The organism is Peribacillus sp. NPDC097225 (assembly GCF_044761955.1).
Classification (GTDB): Bacteria; Bacillota; Bacilli; order Bacillales; family DSM-1321; genus Peribacillus.
Genome location: NZ_JBIWDJ010000002.1, coordinates 105,244 through 126,808 on the forward strand (window position 1 = coordinate 105,244; position 21,565 = coordinate 126,808).

Genomic DNA, 21,565 nt, shown 5'->3' on the forward strand with positions numbered 1-21,565 from the left:
TTTATGTTCGTTTCTTTCTCAATCTATAAAACTTCCTAAAGTTACCGATGGTCGTTTTTAGGACTGAGTAAACAGGAATTGCAATTAACATACCGATGAATCCATATATTGAACTGGCAACGAGGAGCAGCAAGATAATCGTTAATGGGTGAATGTTAAGTCTCTTTCCCATAATGTTTGGAGTAATCAGGTGACCTTCGATTTGCTGAACCACTATAAAGACAACGGTGACTTTTATCGCCAAACCAACATCTGTTTGCAAAGCGATGAAAATAGCTGGAAGTACACTTATCAGTGGGCCTAGGAAGGGTACAATCGTAAATACCATAGCTATAAGGGCAAATACTAATGCATAATCGAGTCCAATGATGAGGTATCCGATATATAATAAGACCCCAATTACGATTGATACGATGAATTGGCCGATAATATAGGTCGATAGAGTCTTATCGACGTCTTTTAATATAGTGTTTCCCTCTGCCTCCACTTCTTTTGGAATAAACTTTAATAAGAACGGCCTTAATTTTTCGCCATCTTTCAGAAAATAAAATAAAATGAACGGGGTTATGACTATAACAGTTAGAACACTTGTTACTGTAGTGAAAATGGTGTTGATATTTACCATGATCTTATCTGAAAAATTCTTAAAATAGGTTACGGAGTTCTCTTTAAGGGTTTTTATATTTACCATGCCAAAATCATTTTTCTCTATCACATGTTCGACATCTTCGGATTGTTCAGAAAGTTCCTTGACTTTACCTGGGAATTGATCCGATAATTTTTGGAATTGATCAACGAGAACTGGGCTTCCAAAGTAACTGCCATAACCAATTGCACTAAATATTATCAGAAAAACTAAGGAAATACTCAAAGTTTTAGGAATGAATTTGCTTAGAAACTGAACAACCGGCCTTATTATGTAATATAACAATCCAGCTAATAGGATGGGGAAAAATACGGCCGCAATGATATTTTGAATGGGTCTAAAAACATATTCTATCTTACCAAGTAATACAATGATAAGTATGGTTAAAATAATCCCTGTTGCATATTTAAAAAAAGGTTTGTTTATCCACACAATTGAATTCCCCCTTCTACATCTACTTTTACTATCACTATTTCCCTTGAATGACGCTATACTAAACTTTTATGCCATTTTCAGTGGTTTTCGATAGAGTAGAAATGAATGGACAAATTCTTCAATATTTTATATAAAGGCTCTGTTAAAGGTCTGATATTCACTTTAAATGTTCTATGATGGAATTATCAAATATGAATGGAGACAACTATGAGAGCAACTGAAATCCTTAAATTCATCCAAAAACGTAATCCAGCAGAAAAGCATCGGTTGTGCCTACCACCGCAGCCTTAAAGGATGGATACAGCGATTTAACGGTGTAGCAACCAAATGTCTAAATAATTACCTCGCTTGGTTACACTTATTAGAAAGTATCCATCCTCAAAGAAGAAGTCACAATGAAAGATATACTAGTTAAGGGGAATTTAATTCCAAATAAAGAAATATATATAGTACAATTGGGTTATCTGAGTTCGAGATATAAACTATATATTTAACCAAATGGAGTTATATCTGGAATAAGTAAAATATTTTTTGCTCGGGGGAAAACACTTGAGAAAAATCACCTTATCTAATGGAGGAACGGTAGAAGTTGAGTGTCTTAGTTGTGCATTAACAAGTGGAGTAGTTGAACCAGATGGCGGCGTGATCATTGAAACAGAGCTCTTTCACGCCCATCAAGATGTCGCATATCCAATTAGAGGGCTAATAATTTTAGCTTCTAAAAGACACATCGAATGTCTAGATGATTTAACCGAGTCTGAAAGATTAGACTATATAAACATTTTAGCAAGGATAAGAAAAGCACAAAGAGACGTTTTAGGAATTGAATATGTCTATTATTTTTACAATGAGGACACCACCCATCATTTTCATACTTGGATGGTTCCGAGATATGAATGGATGTATGAATTCGGGCGTTCAGTTGAGTCAGTTCGACCAGTATTACTTCACGCTAGAAATGAAATGAATGACAAGGAAAATGTTGAAGAAGTTATGGAAGCCATCAACTTTCTTACCGAAGAACTAAATAAATAATTTAATAGAACTTCCGTTTTTAAGAAGTTCTACTTCTTTAAAATCAAAATTTAACTTAAACTTTAACAAAGCCTATATAAAAAAAGACCTCCATGTAAAATGGAGATCTAATCCGAACCTTATGATGACTTTTTCAAATTTTGTACTTCTTTTGCGGGTTGTTTTTCAGAACGTCCAAAAGCACCGAAGTAAAGACATCCTACCAATATTCCCCCACCGACAGCGTTACCTAGAAATACCGGAATGAAATTCATGATATAATCTCCCCAAGTAAGTGCACCTGCGAAAATACCAGCTGGAATGATGAACATATTGGCTACAACGTGTTGGAATCCAATAGCGATGAAGGCTGTAATTGGTAAGAACAAACCAACAATTTTACCAGTAGTGTCTTCTGCGCTATAGCTCATCCAAATAGCCAATGCTACAAGCCAGTTACATCCTATTGCAGAAATGAAAGATTCAATAAAACTTGCATCAACCTTTGAGTTGGCAGCTGCAATGGTTTTATCCAGGAAAACCCCTGTTTCGGTCAAACCAAGAAGGTGTCCGAATACGTATGCTACAAAGACGGAGCCTATTAGGTTTGTAACGGCAATTAAAATCCAGTTAATCGTCAATTGTTTAACAGTGACCTTTTTAGCTAGTGCTGCCATGGAGACTGCCATCATGTTTCCTGTTAGCAATTCTGCGCCTGCAACGACCGTAAGGATTAATCCTAGCGGGAAAACTAATCCGCCTATAAGATTATTCAGTGTACCCCATTCTGGCGGTAATCCGGCCGTAACGCGGATGTAAAATAGAAAACCTAAGGCAATAAACGCGCCTCCAAGGAATCCTAAAATTAAAATGCTTCTTAGTGGCAACGTGGCTTTCTTTTTCCCTGCATTGATTGCAATTTGCGCCATTTGTTGCGGGTTGTTATAACTCATTTTGCTCCCCCTTGAAAAATACTTTCTCTATTTTTTATTTTTTAGTAGTTAAGAGGCAAGGACTTACTTACCATATAAACAATACCATCAGTTATTATACACTTCTATTTAGATTTTTCTATAACAAAATAACATTTTTTTATTTTTTTTAAAAAAAAGATAGATTTTAATGGGCTTTTTGGGGTTTTGAGAAAAATTAATAAATATATTGAAAAAATAAAATAATGAAAAAATAACCAGATGCATAGTGTGCCTTGGTAAAGGATGTAATCCTCAGGCAGATAAAAAGGCATTATCAGAAGCATGTTACCCAAAGGGCCTGCTTCGATAATGCCTTTTTTAGCTTATTCAGTTGATGAATCAAGGCTCATGTCAGGAGATCTTTTCCACTGTAGCCTTGAATCCTTGTTGTTCCTGTGCGTTTCTCATTTTCTTGATATCTAAACGAAGCCATATGGAGATGACGAATGCAATCGTAATCAAGACTGCGAAAACGTAAAACACAGGAATGTAGCTATTTGTACTTTCTCTGATATAAGTTACCAACATAGGTCCACAAACTCCACCAAGAGACCAAGTTGTTAAAAGGTAACCATGGATTGCACCGATTTCTTTCGTTCCGAATAAATCACCGGCAAATGCAGGGAGGTTAGAGAACCCTCCTCCATAACAACTAACAACGAGTAAAATCAGACCTTGGAATAATAAGGAGTTGGTAGTGGTCGGAAGTAATAGGAATGCCGCAATTTGGATGATGAAGAAAATGACGAAAACATTAGGACGACCGATATAATCGGAAGCGGCTGCCCAGCCAAGTCTTCCACCACCATTGAAAATCCCCATGATACCAACTAGGGTAGCCGCCCCAGCAACTGAAAGCCCGACTACATCCTGAGCCATGGGAGAAGCTACTGATATCATCATGATTCCTGCACTAGTGTTGATCAATTTCATGAACCATAACATCCAAAAGTGTTTTGTTCTAACCGCTTCCTTCGCGGTAGATTGTCTTAAATCTTTTTTCAATTCCTTTTTTCCTGATTCGATGTCTTGTTTCATGCCTTCTGGAATCCAACCTGCTTTGGGCGGTGCAATATAAGAAGCACCTAAAAACATTAGGATGAAGTATCCAGCGCCTAAAATATAATAGGTAGTAGATATTCCTACAGACTGCATAAGGCTAGCTGCAACAGGCGCCGTAATAAGTGCACCTGCACCGAAACCGAGCACTGCCATCCCAGTTGCAAGTCCTCTTCTGTCAGGGAACCATTTAACAAGGGTCGAAACTGGTGATATGTAACCGATACCCATTCCTAGTCCGCTTAAAAACCCATAGGTAAGGAGGTAAAGTGGAAGCGAATCAATCATAATCGCCACGCCAGATCCGGCTTGACCTAAACCAAATAGTACCGCGGCAACCATGGCTGACTTCCTTGGCCCATTTTTTTCTACGAACTTTCCAAAGAAAGCTGCAGAGGTCCCTGCAAGTGCCATCATTATAGTAAACGCTAAAGTAACTTCAGTCTCTGACCAGCCCATTGCTTCTACTATGGGCTTTTTGTAAACACTATAAGCATATGCCCCTCCTATAGAAAGGTGGATAGCGATAGCTGATAAAGCGATTAACCATCTGTTTTTTGTCATGTTGGTACCCCTTTTCACAGTTATGAGAAAGATTCATGCGTTTTATCTATGGTTCGTTAAGTTATATGCATTTTATCTATCTCGTTGCCTTAGTATATAAGATTATTATTTACTAGTAAACTACTAAATTAAATTTTTTTAATAAAAATGAGATTAAATGACAGTAAGCCTTAATTAAGGGAGTGTTTTTGTAAAAGAGTTTATAGAAGAAACATACACACCATTAAATTTTGAGAGAAAAGAATTTTTTTAATTAATATGTAGGGATAGGAGATAATAATCAATTAAACTGGATAATTTGCTAGCTGAAAACATATAAATATTCAATAAACGATAGCATGGGAGGGAATGATATGACCAAATAACTTACATAATAGAATGGATTTTCCTCTAAATGACGAAAAAATTAGATGAAAACGAAATTTTATTTAAAAAATTCGGAAAATTTAGTTATAAGGGCTTGAACTATGAAACCTTATAGGAGTAAACTAATTAAGATAGGTTTTATGGAAGTGAAATCTTGTAAAAATATTCAACAAGGGGTTTTGGTAATGAAGGAACAAGACATGCAAATCACGCTTAGTACAACGAAGAAAGAAAAGCCAAAGGCTGAACAGCTGGAGTTCGGTAAAACATTTACCGATCATATGTTTATTATGGACTATACACAAGGGCAAGGGTGGCATGATCCAAGAATTGTTCCTTATCAACCGCTCGAATTAGAGCCTTCATCAATGATATTTCATTATGGACAATCTGTATTCGAAGGATTAAAAGCATATGTAACAGATGAAGACGAAGTTATCTTATTCCGTCCGGAAAAGAATTTCCAACGCTTAAATAATTCAAATGATCGTTTATGTATCCCTCATGTAGATGTCGACTATGCATTGAAGGCGTTAAAAACGTTAATTAGTATTGATAACGACTGGATTCCTAGAGTAGAGGGTACATCATTATATATACGTCCTTTCATTATTGCGACGGAACCTTATTTAGGAGTTTCTCCATCAGACCGTTACAAATTCATCATCATTATGTCGCCGGTAGGTTCTTATTATAAAGAAGGTATTCACCCAGTGAAAATAGCGGTTGAGTCATCCTTTACGCGTGCAGTGAATGGAGGTACTGGAGAAGCTAAAACCGGAGGAAACTATGCTTCGAGCCTTAAAGCTCAGGAGGTTTCCGAAAAGCTTGGTTATTCTCAAGTTCTATGGCTTGATGGAGTGGAGAAGAAATATATCGAAGAAGTGGGAAGCATGAATGTTTTCTTTAAAATCAATGGAGAAATTATTACTCCAGCTTTAAATGGTAGCATTCTTCCGGGCATCACTCGCGATTCCATCATTGAATTGTTAAAACATTGGAACCTTCCAGTGAGTGAAAAGCGAATTTCCATGCAGGATGTCTATGATGCCTATAAATCAGGTCAATTAGAAGAAGCATTCGGTACTGGAACTGCAGCCGTCATTTCTCCTATAGGTGAATTCCTATGGAATGGTGAAGAAATGGTCGTTCAAAATGGTGAAACGGGTGAACTATCCAAAAAACTATATGAAACGCTAACTGGAATTCAAACAGGTAAAATTCAAGATGAATTGGGTTGGACTACGAAAGTTGAAGAAAAAGTTACTCTCTAAGATTTTGAAGTTATACAGAAATGAGTCGGAATGTTAGGAAAAAACATTTTGCCTTCATCAAAAGGGGTTTGGAATGATTTATTTCCAGACCCCTTTTTAAAATTTTGGAATAACAGGATACCATGTTCAATATAGTTTAGTTAAGAATGGGGAAGATATGTTTATTCTGGAATGAGGAGCCCCACTTTATATAACATTACTTTTGGACTTTTAGGTTTTCTTTGGCCATTTCAACAAGTGACTTAACCATATTACCTCCCAAATGACCGCCAATTTTACCAGCTTGCTTTGCTGTCATTTGGCCATTATACCCTTTTTTTAAAGGAATGCCGACTTCATTGGCAGCTTCAAATTTCGCCTCCTCATGGGTTCTTGATCCAGCAACTTTGGCTTTTAGTTGATTAAGGTCTGCTCGGGCTTCTTCTACTAGGATTTTATTTCTTCTTGACACCGATTATCACCCCTTTATTTTAGCCTGTCCAAAAGGTAAAAAAAACATCATATGCTCATGCTAATGATCGATTGAAAAATTTTCATATGAACTCTTCTATTTGTCATTTCAAATAACGAACAAAAGGAAAGGTAAAGGGAAATTTTAACGTGGAATGTCAATAATTGCAGTCACCTCGGACGTTTTACTTTTTAGGCAACGGGTACATAAATATAAATAATATTTGTGAGGAGTAGTGAAATGCTGACTGCGAATTCTTGTTTATTAACGAAAGAAGACATGACGAACCCAAAAAGAGTACCACAATGGGTGATTAAAGAATATCAAACTTTCCATGATACGGTAACAGACAAGACTTTTCCTTGTTATTTTGGCATGAAGGCAGAAAATAAAGGTGAACTGCGTTATGCATATATCACTCAGGAAGATTGGTCCAATCTCCCAAAGGCTGTAGAAAAATTTCTGCAATTATTTCAGGAGCCTCCATATATTAGGCATGGTCTTTTTGTTTTCATGGAGCCGGAAAAAGAAGAAGGTGACTTGGAATTATATCGTAAGCGATTTTGGGATATCCTTCAATATTTACATGCCCATGATCATACACCTTGGCCGATAGAGAAGCCAAAGGATCCTGAACATTATCTGTGGGACTTTCATTTTGCAGGGGAACCCATCTTTATTTTTGGAAATGCACCGGCATATAAACAGCGTAAAACGCGTGATTTAGGTAATAGCCTCGTCTTAGGATTTCAACCTCGAATGATATTTGAAGGGTTAGAAGGAACGGAAAAGGGAGGAATCATGTCACGTGAAAAGGTAAGGGAACGAGTCGAAAAGTGGGATAACCTGCCCACGCATCCAGACATCAGTCATTATGGAGATGTCAACCACAATGAATGGAAACAATTCTTCATAGGTGATGATAGCGAACCAATCCTTGGGAAATGTCCGTTTCATCATAAAGATTCCAAGTAAACGAGGGCAAGATGCTCTCGTTTTTTCATTATCTGCTTCTTGAAATGGATAGTGAGATTTAATCCAAATAACAATAAAAAAAATCCTCAACCATGCATTTCTGTGCAGGTTTTCCGGAAAGTCGCTTATAATAAGAGGATAAGGGATATGAAAGGGAGTGTTATCATGAAAACATTCAAGACACGTGAAGAAGTAAAACAGGAAGAAACGTGGAATCTTACTGATATTTATAAAAACCAGGATGATTGGGAGAAGGATTTTCAAGAAGTCCTTACTGTAACTGATACATTAAAGGCTTTTGATGGTCATATTCATACAGCTCAAGAGTTGTTTGATTACTTACATTTAAGTGAAGAAATCGGATATACCTATAATAAACTCTATGTGTTTGCCATGCTCCAAGCGGATTTGGATACCCGTGTCACCTCATCTCAGGCACTACTTGACCGAGCAGGTCAGTTAGGCAGAAAGATTAGCAGTGCATCTGCCTTCTTTATGCCATTCTTACTAAGCTTAGATGAAAAAACACTTAAAAGATACATAGCAGAAGTAGAGGGATTAAAATACTTTGAGGAAGATTTACTTGATTCATTCCGTTATAAAGCCCATGTGTTATCGAAGGAACAGGAAGAAGTACTTTCCCAAATAGGTGAAGCATTTTCAGCTCCGCAAAAAACTTTCGGGATGATTAACAATGCGGATATTAAATTCGGTGAAGTGACAGATGAAAAAGGTCAAAAAGTAGAGTTGACCCGCGGAATGTATTCAAAATTAATAGAAGATGATGACAGGGAAAAGCGGAAAGAGGCCTATTTGGCTTATTACCAACCTTATCTACAATTAAAAAATACAATAGCTTCCACTCTTTCAACGGCAATAAGAAATAATGTCAACTTATCGAAGCTTCGGAACTATCCATCCGCTTTAGAGAAATCCCTATTCGGGGACAAAGTGCCAAAAGAAGTGTACGATAATCTGATCACGTCCACAAAAGAAAATATCGAACCCATGCATAAATATATCGCTTTGCGCAAAAAGGTATTGGGTGTGGATGAATTGCGTGCATATGACTTAAGCGTGCCACTTGTTGAAGGCACTAAAGAAGACATTACCTATGATGATGGATTTGCATTAATGATCGATGCGTTGAAGCCATTAGGTGAGGAATATGTGGAAATCCTAAAAAGCTTTAAGGAAAACCGCTATTATGATGTAAGGGAAACACCGGGAAAACGGTCTGGAGCCTATAACTTGGGACTTTACGGTGTGCATCCCTTCATACTGCTGAATCACCGTGACGATCTTGACAGTGTGTTTACACTAGCTCATGAGTCCGGGCATGGCATGCATTCGTACTTCAGCTCAAAATATCAACCAAAAATCACAGCTGGTTATTCCATTTTTGTTGCGGAGGTAGCTTCAACCGTAAATGAGATTTTACTGATACGTCATTTACTTAAAACGACCGAGGACCTTCAAAAGAAGAAGCATTTGCTCAATCATTTTATTGATAGCTTTAAAGGAACCTTCTTCACGCAAGTCATGTTTGCTGAATTTGAAAAGATCGTCCATGAAAAGGCGGAAAATGATGAACCTCTTAATGTAGAGGTTTTGAATACAGCTTATGAAGAGATTTTTCGCACGTATAATGGTCCGGAGATCATCTTCAATGAGGAAGTGAAATATGGTTGGTCACGCATCCCTCATTTCTATCGTCCATTTTACGTCTACAAGTATGCTACGGGCTATGTATCTGCCATCACCATTGCGGATAAAATCCTTTCTGGAGACAAAGAGACCCTTGAAAGCTATTTAACGTTCTTGAAAAGCGGCAGCTCGGATTTTCCTTTAGAATTGCTTAAGAAAACCGGAGTGGATTTAACCAAACCGGAACCGATTGAAAATGCGATGAAAATTTTCAGTGATTTGGTTGAACAATTTGCCGAGCTGAACGAGGGCTAATGTACCCATTTCTTCCAAAACAGCCCATGGTACGATGAATGAAAAGATGCTATAGTAAGATTATTGGCAAAAGAGAGGCCCAATCTTCATTGATTGGGTCTTATTCCGTATGTTGAGAGAGTATACACTTTTTTGTGGTCGAATTTTACTCACAAAAGTATTTTAGTATAGCTTTCTTTTTCATTCATTAGCATAAATTGTGAGGGAACGTGAACAATGAATTCAACGGTAAATTATATAAAAGAATGGCAACAGGCCCTTCAACTTGAAATTCTGCATCTAAAGAAATACGGAAGTACAAAATATTTAGTTTCAAATGGCCATCTCCTTTCAAGTGATGGCTCATTCACCTATTTCTTCGAAACGGGCTCTTCAGTGAAAATTCCGGTCGGGTCGATTGTACGGCTGGAATGGGGAGGAATTAAACAGGATGGGAGGGTTTTATCGTCAGAAGGAAAAAGCATCATCCTTTCCTTTGAACGGTCATTGGGTGATTTAATAGGGGAAGCATTTCTATACCACGATCCTTGGGAACTTTTAGAGCAACTAATCACAAGGTTAGATGAAGTTAAGAGAAGTAAGAAAAAGAGACTTAGGATTAAGCGTCTTATGGATCCTTCCATGCCACAAAAACATCCTTCCAGCGAGAAACAAAGTAGTGTGAGGGAATTGTATGCACGCTCAAAGTTCAATCCAGTCACATTTGTCTGGGGTCCACCCGGGACTGGAAAGACCTACACATTGGCTCGTACGGCTGCCAACCATTATTTTCAAGGTAAAAAGATACTCGTCCTGTCTCATAGTAATCAAGCTGTTGATGTTTTGATGGCCGAAATTTCTTCATTCATAAAAAGGAAAGAACGTTTTCACGAAGGGGACGTCCTTCGATATGGGTCACAAGTCGGTGAATCCTTAGCAGTTCATGAAGATATTGTAACGGGGCAATTACTAGGGAAGCATGAACCGGACTTATTAGCGGATAAAGAGAAACTTGTAGGAGAAAAACGTTTATTGAAACAGGATTTAGCAGGTTCATTCAGTAAAAGGGACACCGACGAATTGCTTGAATTAGAAAAGAAATTGGCGCGGGTTTTGGAGAAAATCCGTCAAAAAGAGATAGAATTCCTAAAAGAAGCCAAAATAATCGGGACGACCCTGGCAAAAGCCGCTAAAGATGAAACGTTATACACTAGGGAGTATGACTTGATCATTTTGGATGAAGCCAGCATGGCATACGTACCGCAAGTAGCATTTGCTGCGGCTTTATCTAAACACATTTTAGTTTCAGGTGATTTCAAACAGCTTCCACCGATCGCAGCAGCCCGTGATTCCTTAGTGAAACTTTGGTTGAAAGAGGATATATTCCATAGGGCTGGAGTTGCGCAATCAGTTGAAGAAGGGACGCTTCATCCACATTTATTCCTTTTAAAAGAACAGCGCCGTATGCATCCAGAGATTTCGGCCTTTACAAACCGTGTTGTCTACAACAATTTTGTGGGAGATCATGAAAGTGTTTCGATAAGCAGAGAAAGTATCAGGGCTGCGGAACCGTTTGCCAACAAGGCTTCTGTTCTTCTTGATACGAGCTGTTCTGGTGAATATTGCATGACGGAGCGTACTTCCCACTCAAGGATGAATCTTTGGCAATTATTATTATCATTTCAGCTGATTCATGAAGCATATGTTGATGGTGCTAAATCGATTGGTTATGTGGCACCATATCGGGCACAGGCTGAATGGATGGAAAAGCTATTGGATGATCTGTACCGGAACGAACGGCAAACCACTGATATTATTGCCGCAACTGTCCATCGTTTTCAGGGCAGTGAACGTGATGTAATGGTTTTTGATACGGTAGATAGCTATCCACAGGATCGTGCTGGGATGTTATTGACAGGAAGAGAAAGTGAACGGCTCATTAATGTGGCAATAACGCGGACAAAAGGTAAATTTCTGCATGTGTGCGATACTTCTTTTATAAATAAACATGTATATCGTAGTAAAACGCTTCGACAACTTGTGGACCATCAAACGCATAACGGTCAGGTGATTCCAAGGAAAGACATTGGGAAATGGGTGAAACACCAACATTCCAGATTGCAGTGGATGCATGCACGGAAACTGGAAAAAGTCTTGGAGGATCTGGGTAATACCAACCATGAGATGATTATGGCAATCCCTGATGCAAACTTGCTGTCAGATGATTGGAAGCAGATTTTGTTGAAAAGAAACCCCAAGGTGAAGTTGACAATCATATCCGGAAAGAGAAATTCGGATATCCCTTTACATTCCTTTATAAGTTTGCCGGTTTCCTTCTCGTTTATCATCTTCGATAAACGCTTTGTCTGGCTGGGAGTCCCTATTGAGACAAATAATCGAATTCAGCCACCGTTCATATCCGCTCGACTGGATTCGTCAATCATCGCCATGGAACTTTCCTCTCAATTTAAAAGAAATGAATAATTTGACGAAAAGACCCTGATTGGGTCTTTTTTTGTGAATATTTTATAGTTCAACTCGTTAAAATATATGAATAAGTAATTATTTTGACCAAAAATCATTCATTATCTAATAGATAACCTCGCTAGAATATCATTATCACCCTTTCATCCTGAAATTTGTTCCAATCCTTACCGTCTTAGTTAAGGAATTCAACGTATAAGCCAATTAGGCGACAATTTTCTACCAATGATTTACGATGAAGTATAAAGAGAACATGAAAGGAAGGAAGAAATGAAGCTTAGTATTTTAGATCAATCGCCCATTTCATCTGGCCAAACGGCACAACAAGCTTTACATGATTCACTACTTCTAGCGCAGGAAGGTGATAGACTGGGATACAACAGAATTTGGTTGACGGAACATCACGATTTACCAGGTTTGGCCTGTGCTACACCCGAGGTGATGCTTAGTTACATTGGTACTCAAACGAAGAACATTAGAATTGGGGCAGGTGCTGTTTTACTGCCACATTATAAGCCATATCGAGTGGCTGAAACATTCAACATGCTGGCCACACTTTTCCCAGGGAGGGTCGATCTTGGGATTGGACGTGCCCCAGGTGGTTCTGCAGAAGCAACGATGGCACTGTCAGATAATTATTTGCAAAATGTCTACAAAATGCCAGAGCTAGTACAGGAATTGCTACATTTTCTGAGAGGGGATTTTCCGGAGAATCACCAGTTTTCTAATGTTGCGGCTGCACCTGTCCCAGAGACTTTATCGGAACCATGGATTCTTGGCACAAGTGAAAAAAGTGCGAAGCTTGCTGCGGAGAATGGTGTTGCGTACGCATTCGGCGAGTTCATGAGCCAAAATGATGGTGTGAAAAGTTTACAGCATTATCGCAGCCACTTTCAACCAAAAGGGAACCTTTTGTCCCCGAAAACGATTTTAACGGTATCTGTAATTTGTGCAGAAGATGAACAAAAAGCAAAAGAAATTGCATTGAGCAATGCTTTATGGAGAATTCAAAGCGATAAAGGGGAAAGAAGTATGGTTCCTAGTATAGAAGAGGCTAGCGAATATGTATGGACGGATAGGGAAAAAGAATGGAAGAGGAAAATAGATGAAAAGATGATTGTTGGTTCTCCATCACAAGTCAAGCGTCGCCTTTTGGACCTAAAGGAGCAATATCAAGCGGATGAAATCATGATTATCACGATCACACATCTATTGGAAGACCGCTTGAACTCGTTCCGTTTGATTGCCAAGGAGCTTTTTGGAAAGTAAGTATAAGCAATTCATGTGCAATTTCCCTGCATTTTCTATATGATGGCTTTGCGACCATTCATTTTAAAAAGAGAAAGAAGTTGAATATATGAATTATGACACATCAACAAAAAAACTGAGTGATATTTCTTTTTCCGTATTGGACTTAGCCTCCATTATTGAAGGCGGTACAGTATCTGCAGCATTTCATAATACCGTAAACTTAGCCCAGCACGCAGAAGAATGGGGATATCGCCGCTTCTGGGTGGCTGAGCATCATAGCATGCCCGGCATCGCAAGCTCTGCGACTTCCGTGCTAATCGGCCATGTCGCTGGCAAGACGGAGAGAATCCGGGTCGGTTCAGGGGGGATCATGCTTCCGAACCATGCTCCTCTTGTTATTGCGGAACAGTTTGGTACACTTGAGGCAATGTATCCGGGCAGAATAGATTTGGGTCTAGGAAGAGCTCCAGGAAGCGATCAGTATACTGCTATGGCTCTTCGCGGTGATGTCCGTAATAATGGACAGGATTTTCCGGAACAGTTGGAACAGCTTCGCAGCTATCTAAGTGCCGATTCCAAACATAATCGGGTCCGGGCTATACCTGGGGAAGGACAGGATATCCCTATTTGGTTACTCGGTTCAAGCGGATTCAGTGCAGCGCTATCGGCAAAACTTGGTCTGCCTTTCTCATTTGCCAGTCACTTTTCACCCGAAAACACTAAACCGGCATTAGCGCGATATCGGAATAATTTCCAACCTTCCGATGTACTTGATAAACCACACGCGATGGTAGGCATCAATGTATTTGCGGCAGACACTACTGAAGAAGCACACAAAATTGCGACCTCTTATCAACAACAATTCTTAAATTTAATTCGGAATACCCCTGGCCAAATGGCGCCGCCGGTCGATTCGATGGAGGGGCTCTGGACCGAATACGAAAAAGCGATCGTCATGAAGCAATTGAACGCATCGATCATCGGGAATCCGGAACAAGTCAAGGAACAATTACAGGCTTTCCTTGATGAAACACAGGCGGATGAAATGATTATAAACTCGGCGATTTATGATCACGGAGCCCGACTTCGTTCTTATGAAATCGTTGCCGAGATCACTGGAATGAAATGAGGGTTAAAAGAGCTTGCAGAAACACTGCAAGCTCTTTTTTAAAACTGGAAACGGGATATCTTTATTCACTAAAACTGAAGGAGCAAAACATGACCCAGGAAGTTCCAATATCATTATTGTTTCATTTTACAGATAAATATGGATATAAAAAGCCCATGTATTTTAATAAGCCGAAAAAGATTCTGATTGCCCATTCGATTGAAGAAGTGTTAATCAAATTCGATGAAGTACAGAAAGCGATTGATGAAGGATATTATGTAGCAGGTTATGTTTCTTATGAAGCCGCCCCAGCCTTTAATAACTGTTTGAAAGTAAAAGAGGGTGGAAACATGCCTTTATTATGGTTTGGGATTTTTGAAAGTCCGGGAGAATTCATAGAAGAAACGTTGGGTGCCTTTCATATGGCCGATTGGGATTCCGAAACCGATTCTAAATCCTATCATGCTGGATTTCAAAGGATTAAAGAAGAGATAGAGAGAGGTAACAGCTATCAGGTGAATTACACAATGCGGTTACGATCGAAGTTTGAAGGGGATGACTATGCATTTTATAATCGCCTTGTAAGAGCTCAACGTTCCAACTATAGTGCTTATTTAAATCTGGGAACATATCGGATTCTTTCCGCTTCTCCAGAGTTATTCTTTCGATGGGAAGATGGACAATTAATCACCCGTCCCATGAAGGGGACAGTAAAGCGGGCTGGAAATAGAGAGAGAGATTTGGAGAATGCCAAATGGTTAGCCAATTCCGAAAAAAATCAAGCCGAAAATTTAATGATTGTCGATTTGCTTAGAAATGACATGGGGATGGTATCGGAAAAAGGGACTGTTAAGGTATCTAAGCTTAAGGAAATCGAAAAATATCCGACAGTTTGGCAAATGACATCGACAATCACTGCAAGTACGAAGCCGGAAACGACTATTATTGATTTATTCAAGGCACTTTTCCCATGTGGATCGATAACGGGTGCACCGAAAATTAAAACAATGGAAATCATCGCTGAACTTGAGAATTCACCGCGTGAAATATATTGTGGCGCCATTGGCTACATCACTCCTAATCGGGAAGCAGTTTTCAATGTACCGATACGGACAGTAGTAATTGATAAGGAAACTGGTCAGGCTGCATATGGAGTCGGAGGGGGAATCACTTGGGACTCGGCTTCTTTGGAAGAATACGAGGAAGCCTTCTTGAAAGCAAAACTATTGACGGAAGAGCACCCGGCTTACCAGCTTTTAGAGTCAATCAGGCTTGAGAATGGCGAATATTCTTTATTGGAGGAACATATTGAAAGAGTGATGCAATCTGCAGATTATTTTGGCTTCAGGCTCCCTGAAAAGACGCTTAGAAATCAACTGATAGAATACTCCTCCATACATACCGACACGTTAGAAAAGATTCGTGTGCTAGTTTCGGAAAATGGGGAAATTAGTGTCTCTGGGCAAGTAATTGATGGGGTAAATCCGGAAATATCAGTTATCGTAGCCGAAAGTCCGATTCATAGTGAAAATCCTTTTCTTCATCACAAAACTACGAATCGAGGCGTTTATGATGAATTTAAAAGAAGGTATCCTGACTTTCATGACGTATTGCTCTGGAATGAAAAAGGGGATGTCACGGAGTTCACGAACGGAAACATTGTCGTGAAAATCAATGGGGAACTCATCACTCCCCCTTTGGAATCAGGCTTGCTTGCAGGAACTTTTCGTCGAGAACTATTAAAGAGGAAAGAAATCCAGGAAAGGGTCATAAAAAAGGAAGAATTGGTTACTGCTGAGGAAATTTGGTTTATTAATAGTGTAAGAGGAAGGATTAAGGTTCAGCTTACCAATCAATAAAAACTCTATAACATTCATTATTTGGAGGGGTGTCATGAAAGAACATACAGTTGCGGGACTGACAAAAAAAGAATGGAAGGAAAATCCATTACTTAAACAACTAATGGACACTGAAGAAACTTTCTGGTTAAATCCGAACTACACAAGCATGTTTGATCATCCAATTGTTCAAGCAGCAAAGGTGAAAGAGGCAGAAGAAAGATTGAATAGGTTTGCTCCGTATATTGCCATAGCCTTTCCGGAAACAAAACCCATGAATGGAATCATTGAATCTCCATTAGTCGAAATAGCTTCCATGAAGAGTCGAATGGAAAAAATCTATGAAATTGCCATCCCAGGTAAACTACTGCTTAAGTGTGACAGTCATTTACCGATCTCCGGTTCCATCAAGGCTCGAGGTGGCATATATGAGGTATTAAAACGGGCGGAAGAAATAGCGATGAAAGATCGGGGGTTTAAAGAAACCGATAACTATGAATTATTGGCTAGTGATGAATATAAAGAGTTATTTTCACACTATTCCATTGCTGTCGGGTCGACAGGGAATCTAGGTTTAAGCATTGGGATAATAAGTGCCCACCTTGGGTTTAAGGTAACCGTTCATATGTCAGCTGATGCCAAGCGGTGGAAAAAGGATAAACTCAGGTCGCTCGGTGTCATCGTAAAGGAATATGAAGAGGACTACAGTAAAGCCGTTGAGGAGGGGCGCAGACAGGCCTCTCTCGATCCCAGTTGTCATTTTATTGATGATGAAAATTCAGTCGATTTACTTTTTGGTTATGCAACGGCCGCAACACGGCTAAAAGAGCAATTGAATGAAAAGTCGATTATAGTTGACGAAGAACATCCTCTGTTCGTGTACTTACCTTGTGGTGTGGGTGGAGGCCCAGGAGGGATAACGTATGGGCTTAAACTGGCCTTTCAAAAAAATGTTCATTGCTTTTTCGCAGAGCCAACCCATTCACCATGTATGACGCTCGGGTTGGCAACAGGACTTCATGAAAAAGTTTCCGTGCAGGATTTTGGGGTGGATAATAAAACGGAAGCAGATGGCCTGGCAGTCGGTAGACCCTCCAAGTTGGTTTCGAATATGATGGACTCTATGTTGAGTGGAAGTTTCACGATTGGGGACGAAAGATTATTTGACTTCCTTCGAATGATGGCTAAAACGGAAGCTTATTATTTAGAGCCATCAGCCCTGGCAGGAGCATATGGACCGGTTCAAATATTCAGTAGGGAAGAAGGAGAAAAGTATATCATTAAGGAAGGATTGACAGGAAGGTTAAATCAGTCCACGCACATCATATGGGCTACAGGGGGAAGTATGGTCCCGAAAGAAATGATGGAAAGATACTTAACAAGAATGTAACAAAAAAAGAAGTTCAGTAACCATTCTGAACTTCTTTTTTTGTGTCGAATCCCCATGAAACCAGCAATAGTTGAATGGCTTTTTCCAGTTCCTTCTCAGGAATTCCTGCAAAACCAAGAATGATTTTGGGTGGACTTTCTTTCTTATGTTGAATGCTATAGGAAGATAGTCCGTAAATCTTAATATTAGCATTTGAAGCTCTTAGGATAAGATCCTCTTCATTCATACCATTTTTAACGATGAGGACGATGTGAAGTCCTGATCGCTCGCCAATTATCGTTATCTGCTGATGATGGGGTTTAAATAGTTCCAAAACCTTTTCCAACTTTCTACGATAAACTTTTCTCATTCGGTTTAAATGTTTCTCGAAATCTCCTTCTCTCATAAACTGTGTCAAAATATGTTGATCGATTCGGGAGACAGTTGAATGGTAAAAAGATAATTCCTCTTTATGTTTTTCTAGTAAAGCGAGAGGCAAAACCATATAGCTGACCCTAATAGAAGGAATCAATGATTTAGAAAATGATCCTAAATAAATCACTTTATCACCAGCATCCAAACTTTGTAGAGAGGGAATCGTTTTTCCACTATAACGAAATTCACTATCATAATCGTCTTCAATGATATAGCGGTTTTCCGTCTCTTGAGCCCAGTTCAACAAGCGAGTACGTCGGTTAACGGACAAAACCGTTCCATAGGGAAAGTGATGAGAAGGGGTTATATAAAGGACGTCAATATTGGATTGATCGATTCTATCCACCTTCACGCCTTCTTCATCCACTTCTAGTGGATACACATCATTTGGATAGCCTTTCAGAAGCCGTAAAATTAAATGGTATCCGGGGTCTTCGACACCATATACTGTTTTTTTATCAAACAGTAGTATCAGTTGTTGCAGTATAATCTCCAGCCCTGCACCGATAATGATTTGCTCGGGCACACACTGGACTCCGCGAGAATGGTACAGGTAATGGGCAATTTCACAACGTAACTCATATTCGCCTTGAGGGTCTCCTAGTAAAAGGAGTTCTTGATTTGATATGTCTATAGTGTTTTTTGTATATTTACGCCATTTTTCAAAAGGAAAATTTTCTGTATCTATCTGGCTGGGGTGAAAATGAAACAGGAAATCTTTCTTGTTATTGACCGTCTTTTCGACTGGGGCATTCACAGGTTGTGTGTATTCCAAATCCTCGGAAGTTTGAATGTAATACCCTTTTCTTGGGATGACTTCAACATAGCCTTCTGCACATAATTGCTCATATGCTGTCTCGACAGTATTTTGACTGATGTGGAGAAATTCCGCTAGTTTCCGTTTTGAAGGCAACTTTGTACCAAAAGGGAGCCGGCCATTTACAATTTCCGTTTTTATGTGTGAATATAACTGTTCATATAATGGCACTTCATCCATACGGTTTAAATTACATGCTAGCATATCCATTTTTTACCGCCCTTTTCGTGGTTTCTATCTGACCCTATCATTTTCATTAAAACTGACACTTTCAATGTGGTCAACTATTTCTTATACTAATGAACAAATCTTAATTATGCAAATATTAGGGGGAAGAAGAATGGAAAAGCTTGTAGGAACCGACACAGTCAAAAGAGGAATGGCGCAGATGCAAAAGGGTGGCGTAATCATGGATGTCATAAATGCAGAGCAAGCAAGAATTGCTGAAGCGGCGGGGGCGGTGGCTGTCATGGCTCTTGAGAGGGTACCATCAGATATTCGTGCTGCAGGCGGTGTGGCAAGGATGGCCGATCCAAGGATCGTGGAGGAAGTGATGAAAGCTGTTTCGATCCCAGTGATGGCTAAAGCAAGGATCGGTCATATTGTGGAAGCGAGAATCTTGGAATCCATGGGAGTGGATTACATTGATGAAAGTGAAGTACTGACTCCAGCCGATGAAGAATATCATATTTTGAAAAGCGATTATATAGTACCTTTTGTATGTGGTTGCCGGGATTTAGGGGAAGCCTCCCGACGTATCGGCGAAGGGGCCTCGATGCTTCGGACGAAGGGAGAACCTGGGACAGGGAACATTGTGGAAGCTGTACGGCATATGAGAAAAGTTCAATCTCAAATTCGTAAAGTATGCATGCTGAGCGAGGATGAATTAATGACTGAAGCAAAAAATATTGGTGCTTCTTATGAAGTTCTGAAGGAAATCCGGCGCACAGGGAAATTACCTGTAGTAAACTTTGCAGCAGGTGGAATTGCGACTCCTGCAGATGCCGCCCTGATGATGGAACTTGGGGCAGACGGTGTATTTGTGGGCTCAGGAATCTTCAAATCGGAAAATCCCGATAGATTCGCTGCTGCCATCGTACAAGCAACTACATACTTCACCGATTATGATTTAATAGGCAAGTTGTCTAAAGAATTGGGAAGCGCGATGAAAGGAATTGATATTTCTAAGTTGGCCCCAGCTGAGAGAATGCAGGAGCGTGGATGGTAAACATGGTAACCATAGGTGTTTTAGGTTTGCAGGGTGCTGTAGATGAACATATGAACCAAATCAAGGAAGCCGGTGAGCATGCGATATTAGTTAAGAACCCAGAACAGTTAAAGGATATCGATGGCCTGATCATTCCGGGTGGAGAAAGCACCACTATGAGAAAACTAATGGACCATTATGGTTTCATGGAGCCGATTACGGCATTTTTCGAACAAAAAAAACCGATTTTCGGTACTTGCGCAGGGATGGTATTAGTGGCAAAGGAAATGGTTAGTTTGGAACATCCCCATCTTGGTTTTATCAATATTACAGTGAATAGAAATGGTTTTGGTCGTCAGAGGGAAAGTTTTCAAGCACCCCTTATAGTTCAAGGAATGGAAGAACCTTTCATGGGTGTCTTTATCAGAGCACCTTTTGCCGTTGGCGTAGGTGAAGATGTGGAGATATTAGCAAGTTATGACGGGAAAGTAGTGGCGGCTAGACAAGAACAGGTTCTTGTCAGTTCGTTTCATCCAGAACTGACCGGTGATCAACGATTTATACAACTTTTTTTAAAAATGGTGAAAGACTCAATCAATAGAGTTGAAAAGCTTTAAAAATCCTGCCCTAACGGGGCAGGATTTTTAGTCAATGGCATAATACGATACTTATTAGTGTTTCAAAAATATAAATTCCAATTAAGTTACTTGACTTTTATTTTTCTGATAATTAAGATAATTAATTGAAGTTGCTTAACTGGAAAGGACCCAGATCCTTTGCAGATTTTACATACAGGAGGAATAGATATGAGCGAAATTATAATTTTATCAGGCAGCCCTGCTATACCATCAAGAACAGATATTTCATTAAAATATATCCAAACGTTGGTGGAAAAAGAAGGATTTACAACGGACTATCATTCTATTACCGAGTTTTCTGCAAACGACTTATTCCAAGGTCGTTATGATAGCGAGGATATTCTAAGACTTTCAGAAAAGATTAAGCAAGCTAATGGTATCATTATTGGTTCACCTGTCTATAAGGCATCTTATACAGGAGTGTTGAAAGCTCTAATTGATTTATTACCCGAGGGCGCGTTTAAGGATAAGCCAGTTTTGCCCATAATGGTTGGGGGAAGCAACAGGCATTTATTGGCTATAGATTATGCGCTGAAACCTCTTATATCAATATTAAAAGGGGAACCGATGCAGGGGTTATACTTTGTGGATAAAGAAATCGATAAGCAGAATCCAAAACATCCGATTAAGGAAGTGGAATTACTTGATCGTACAAAGAGTCAAGTAAAGGAATTTGTAGAAGCCATACAAAAAAGAAGAAATTGATGATTTCTTCTTTT

At 39.3% G+C, this 21,565-nt stretch carries 17 protein-coding genes and 1 pseudogene; 13 read left to right on the top strand and 5 right to left on the bottom strand.

Translation table 11 applies throughout. The features are described 5' to 3' along the window. Position 1: 1 nt before the first annotated feature. The gene (locus tag ACIQXH_RS06425) at positions 2-1,078 is read right to left on the bottom strand and encodes an AI-2E family transporter (RefSeq protein WP_403122769.1); all 1,077 of its coding nucleotides are present in this window, start codon (positions 1,076-1,078) and stop codon (positions 2-4) included. Between the two features lie 277 nt (positions 1,079-1,355). Here ACIQXH_RS06425 and ACIQXH_RS06430 point away from each other — a divergent pair. Both ACIQXH_RS06430 and ACIQXH_RS06435 read left to right on the top strand, forming a co-directional pair. Further along, a pseudogene (locus ACIQXH_RS06430) lies at positions 1,356-1,562 on the top strand (IS1595 family transposase); the annotation flags it as partial. Positions 1,563-1,630: 68 nt separating this feature from the next. Then, positions 1,631-2,116, top strand: coding sequence for an HIT family protein (locus tag ACIQXH_RS06435; RefSeq protein WP_403122772.1), 486 nt, complete (start codon positions 1,631-1,633; stop codon positions 2,114-2,116). 119 nt (positions 2,117-2,235) lie between these two features. Here the strand turns inward: ACIQXH_RS06435 and ACIQXH_RS06440 are convergent, their stop codons facing one another. Both ACIQXH_RS06440 and ACIQXH_RS06445 read right to left on the bottom strand, forming a co-directional pair. Continuing rightward, entirely contained in the window at positions 2,236-3,048 is an 813-nt protein-coding gene (locus ACIQXH_RS06440) for a formate/nitrite transporter family protein (RefSeq protein WP_403122775.1), read from the bottom strand. 372 nt (positions 3,049-3,420) lie between these two features. Further along, positions 3,421-4,692: an L-lactate MFS transporter gene (locus tag ACIQXH_RS06445; RefSeq protein ID WP_402868621.1), complete on the bottom strand. Its 1,272-nt coding sequence runs from the start codon at positions 4,690-4,692 to the stop codon at positions 3,421-3,423. A 551-nt stretch (positions 4,693-5,243) separates the two neighbouring features. Between ACIQXH_RS06445 and ACIQXH_RS06450 the strand changes: the two genes are divergently transcribed. Further along, the gene (locus ACIQXH_RS06450; RefSeq protein WP_403122778.1) at positions 5,244-6,332 is read left to right on the top strand and encodes a branched-chain amino acid aminotransferase; all 1,089 of its coding nucleotides are present in this window, start codon (positions 5,244-5,246) and stop codon (positions 6,330-6,332) included. 196 nt (positions 6,333-6,528) lie between these two features. On the opposite strand, the gene ACIQXH_RS06455 is transcribed toward ACIQXH_RS06450, so the two are convergent. Further along, the gene (locus tag ACIQXH_RS06455; protein ID WP_402868617.1) at positions 6,529-6,783 is read right to left on the bottom strand and encodes an alpha/beta-type small acid-soluble spore protein; all 255 of its coding nucleotides are present in this window, start codon (positions 6,781-6,783) and stop codon (positions 6,529-6,531) included. A 240-nt stretch (positions 6,784-7,023) separates the two neighbouring features. Between ACIQXH_RS06455 and ACIQXH_RS06460 the strand changes: the two genes are divergently transcribed. The 7 genes from ACIQXH_RS06460 to ACIQXH_RS06490 all read left to right on the top strand — a co-directional run bounded on the left by ACIQXH_RS06460 (position 7,024) and on the right by ACIQXH_RS06490 (position 17,770). After that, positions 7,024-7,758, top strand: coding sequence for a YqcI/YcgG family protein (locus tag ACIQXH_RS06460; protein ID WP_402868614.1), 735 nt, complete (start codon positions 7,024-7,026; stop codon positions 7,756-7,758). Between the two features lie 165 nt (positions 7,759-7,923). Further along, positions 7,924-9,720 (top strand): oligoendopeptidase F, encoded by a 1,797-nt coding sequence (gene pepF, locus ACIQXH_RS06465; RefSeq protein WP_403122781.1) that lies wholly within the window; start codon positions 7,924-7,926, stop codon positions 9,718-9,720. A 216-nt stretch (positions 9,721-9,936) separates the two neighbouring features. Beyond that, a complete protein-coding gene (locus ACIQXH_RS06470) occupies positions 9,937-12,183 on the top strand; it encodes an AAA domain-containing protein (RefSeq protein ID WP_403122784.1) in 2,247 nt (748 codons plus the stop codon). 270 nt (positions 12,184-12,453) lie between these two features. Further along, entirely contained in the window at positions 12,454-13,452 is a 999-nt protein-coding gene (locus tag ACIQXH_RS06475) for an LLM class flavin-dependent oxidoreductase (RefSeq protein WP_402868608.1), read from the top strand. 88 nt (positions 13,453-13,540) lie between these two features. Further along, complete coding sequence (locus ACIQXH_RS06480) at positions 13,541-14,563, top strand: LLM class flavin-dependent oxidoreductase (protein ID WP_402988568.1); 1,023 nt, start codon at positions 13,541-13,543, stop codon at positions 14,561-14,563. A gap of 89 nt (positions 14,564-14,652) precedes the next feature. Further along, on the top strand, positions 14,653-16,401 hold the full coding sequence (pabB, locus tag ACIQXH_RS06485) for an aminodeoxychorismate synthase component I (protein WP_403122786.1): 1,749 nt from the start codon (positions 14,653-14,655) through the stop codon (positions 16,399-16,401). Positions 16,402-16,435: 34 nt separating this feature from the next. After that, positions 16,436-17,770 (top strand): D-serine ammonia-lyase, encoded by a 1,335-nt coding sequence (locus tag ACIQXH_RS06490; RefSeq protein WP_402988574.1) that lies wholly within the window; start codon positions 16,436-16,438, stop codon positions 17,768-17,770. Positions 17,771-17,783: 13 nt separating this feature from the next. On the opposite strand, the gene pdxR is transcribed toward ACIQXH_RS06490, so the two are convergent. After that, on the bottom strand, positions 17,784-19,211 hold the full coding sequence (gene pdxR / locus ACIQXH_RS06495; RefSeq protein WP_403122789.1) for a MocR-like pyridoxine biosynthesis transcription factor PdxR: 1,428 nt from the start codon (positions 19,209-19,211) through the stop codon (positions 17,784-17,786). Between the two features lie 130 nt (positions 19,212-19,341). Between pdxR and pdxS the strand changes: the two genes are divergently transcribed. From pdxS to ssuE, 3 genes are all read left to right on the top strand, one after another. Further along, positions 19,342-20,229: a pyridoxal 5'-phosphate synthase lyase subunit PdxS gene (gene pdxS / locus ACIQXH_RS06500; RefSeq protein WP_402868597.1), complete on the top strand. Its 888-nt coding sequence runs from the start codon at positions 19,342-19,344 to the stop codon at positions 20,227-20,229. Between the two features lie 2 nt (positions 20,230-20,231). After that, positions 20,232-20,825 (top strand): pyridoxal 5'-phosphate synthase glutaminase subunit PdxT, encoded by a 594-nt coding sequence (gene pdxT, locus ACIQXH_RS06505; RefSeq protein ID WP_402868595.1) that lies wholly within the window; start codon positions 20,232-20,234, stop codon positions 20,823-20,825. A gap of 189 nt (positions 20,826-21,014) precedes the next feature. Further along, positions 21,015-21,551 (top strand): NADPH-dependent FMN reductase, encoded by a 537-nt coding sequence (ssuE, locus tag ACIQXH_RS06510; protein WP_402873154.1) that lies wholly within the window; start codon positions 21,015-21,017, stop codon positions 21,549-21,551. Positions 21,552-21,565 lie beyond the last annotated feature (14 nt).

Coding starts and splice junctions, on each gene's coding strand:
- ACIQXH_RS06440 (WP_403122775.1), bottom strand. CDS start 3,048: ATGAGTTATAACAACCCGCAACAAATGGCGCAAATTGCAATCAATGCA.
- ACIQXH_RS06445 (WP_402868621.1), bottom strand. CDS start 4,692: ATGACAAAAAACAGATGGTTAATCGCTTTATCAGCTATCGCTATCCAC.
- ACIQXH_RS06450 (WP_403122778.1), top strand. CDS start 5,244: ATGAAGGAACAAGACATGCAAATCACGCTTAGTACAACGAAGAAAGAA.
- ACIQXH_RS06460 (WP_402868614.1), top strand. CDS start 7,024: ATGCTGACTGCGAATTCTTGTTTATTAACGAAAGAAGACATGACGAAC.
- pepF (WP_403122781.1), top strand. CDS start 7,924: ATGAAAACATTCAAGACACGTGAAGAAGTAAAACAGGAAGAAACGTGG.
- ACIQXH_RS06470 (WP_403122784.1), top strand. CDS start 9,937: ATGAATTCAACGGTAAATTATATAAAAGAATGGCAACAGGCCCTTCAA.
- ACIQXH_RS06475 (WP_402868608.1), top strand. CDS start 12,454: ATGAAGCTTAGTATTTTAGATCAATCGCCCATTTCATCTGGCCAAACG.
- ACIQXH_RS06480 (WP_402988568.1), top strand. CDS start 13,541: ATGAATTATGACACATCAACAAAAAAACTGAGTGATATTTCTTTTTCC.
- pabB (WP_403122786.1), top strand. CDS start 14,653: ATGACCCAGGAAGTTCCAATATCATTATTGTTTCATTTTACAGATAAA.
- ACIQXH_RS06490 (WP_402988574.1), top strand. CDS start 16,436: ATGAAAGAACATACAGTTGCGGGACTGACAAAAAAAGAATGGAAGGAA.
- pdxR (WP_403122789.1), bottom strand. CDS start 19,211: ATGGATATGCTAGCATGTAATTTAAACCGTATGGATGAAGTGCCATTA.
- pdxS (WP_402868597.1), top strand. CDS start 19,342: ATGGAAAAGCTTGTAGGAACCGACACAGTCAAAAGAGGAATGGCGCAG.
- pdxT (WP_402868595.1), top strand. CDS start 20,232: ATGGTAACCATAGGTGTTTTAGGTTTGCAGGGTGCTGTAGATGAACAT.
- ssuE (WP_402873154.1), top strand. CDS start 21,015: ATGAGCGAAATTATAATTTTATCAGGCAGCCCTGCTATACCATCAAGA.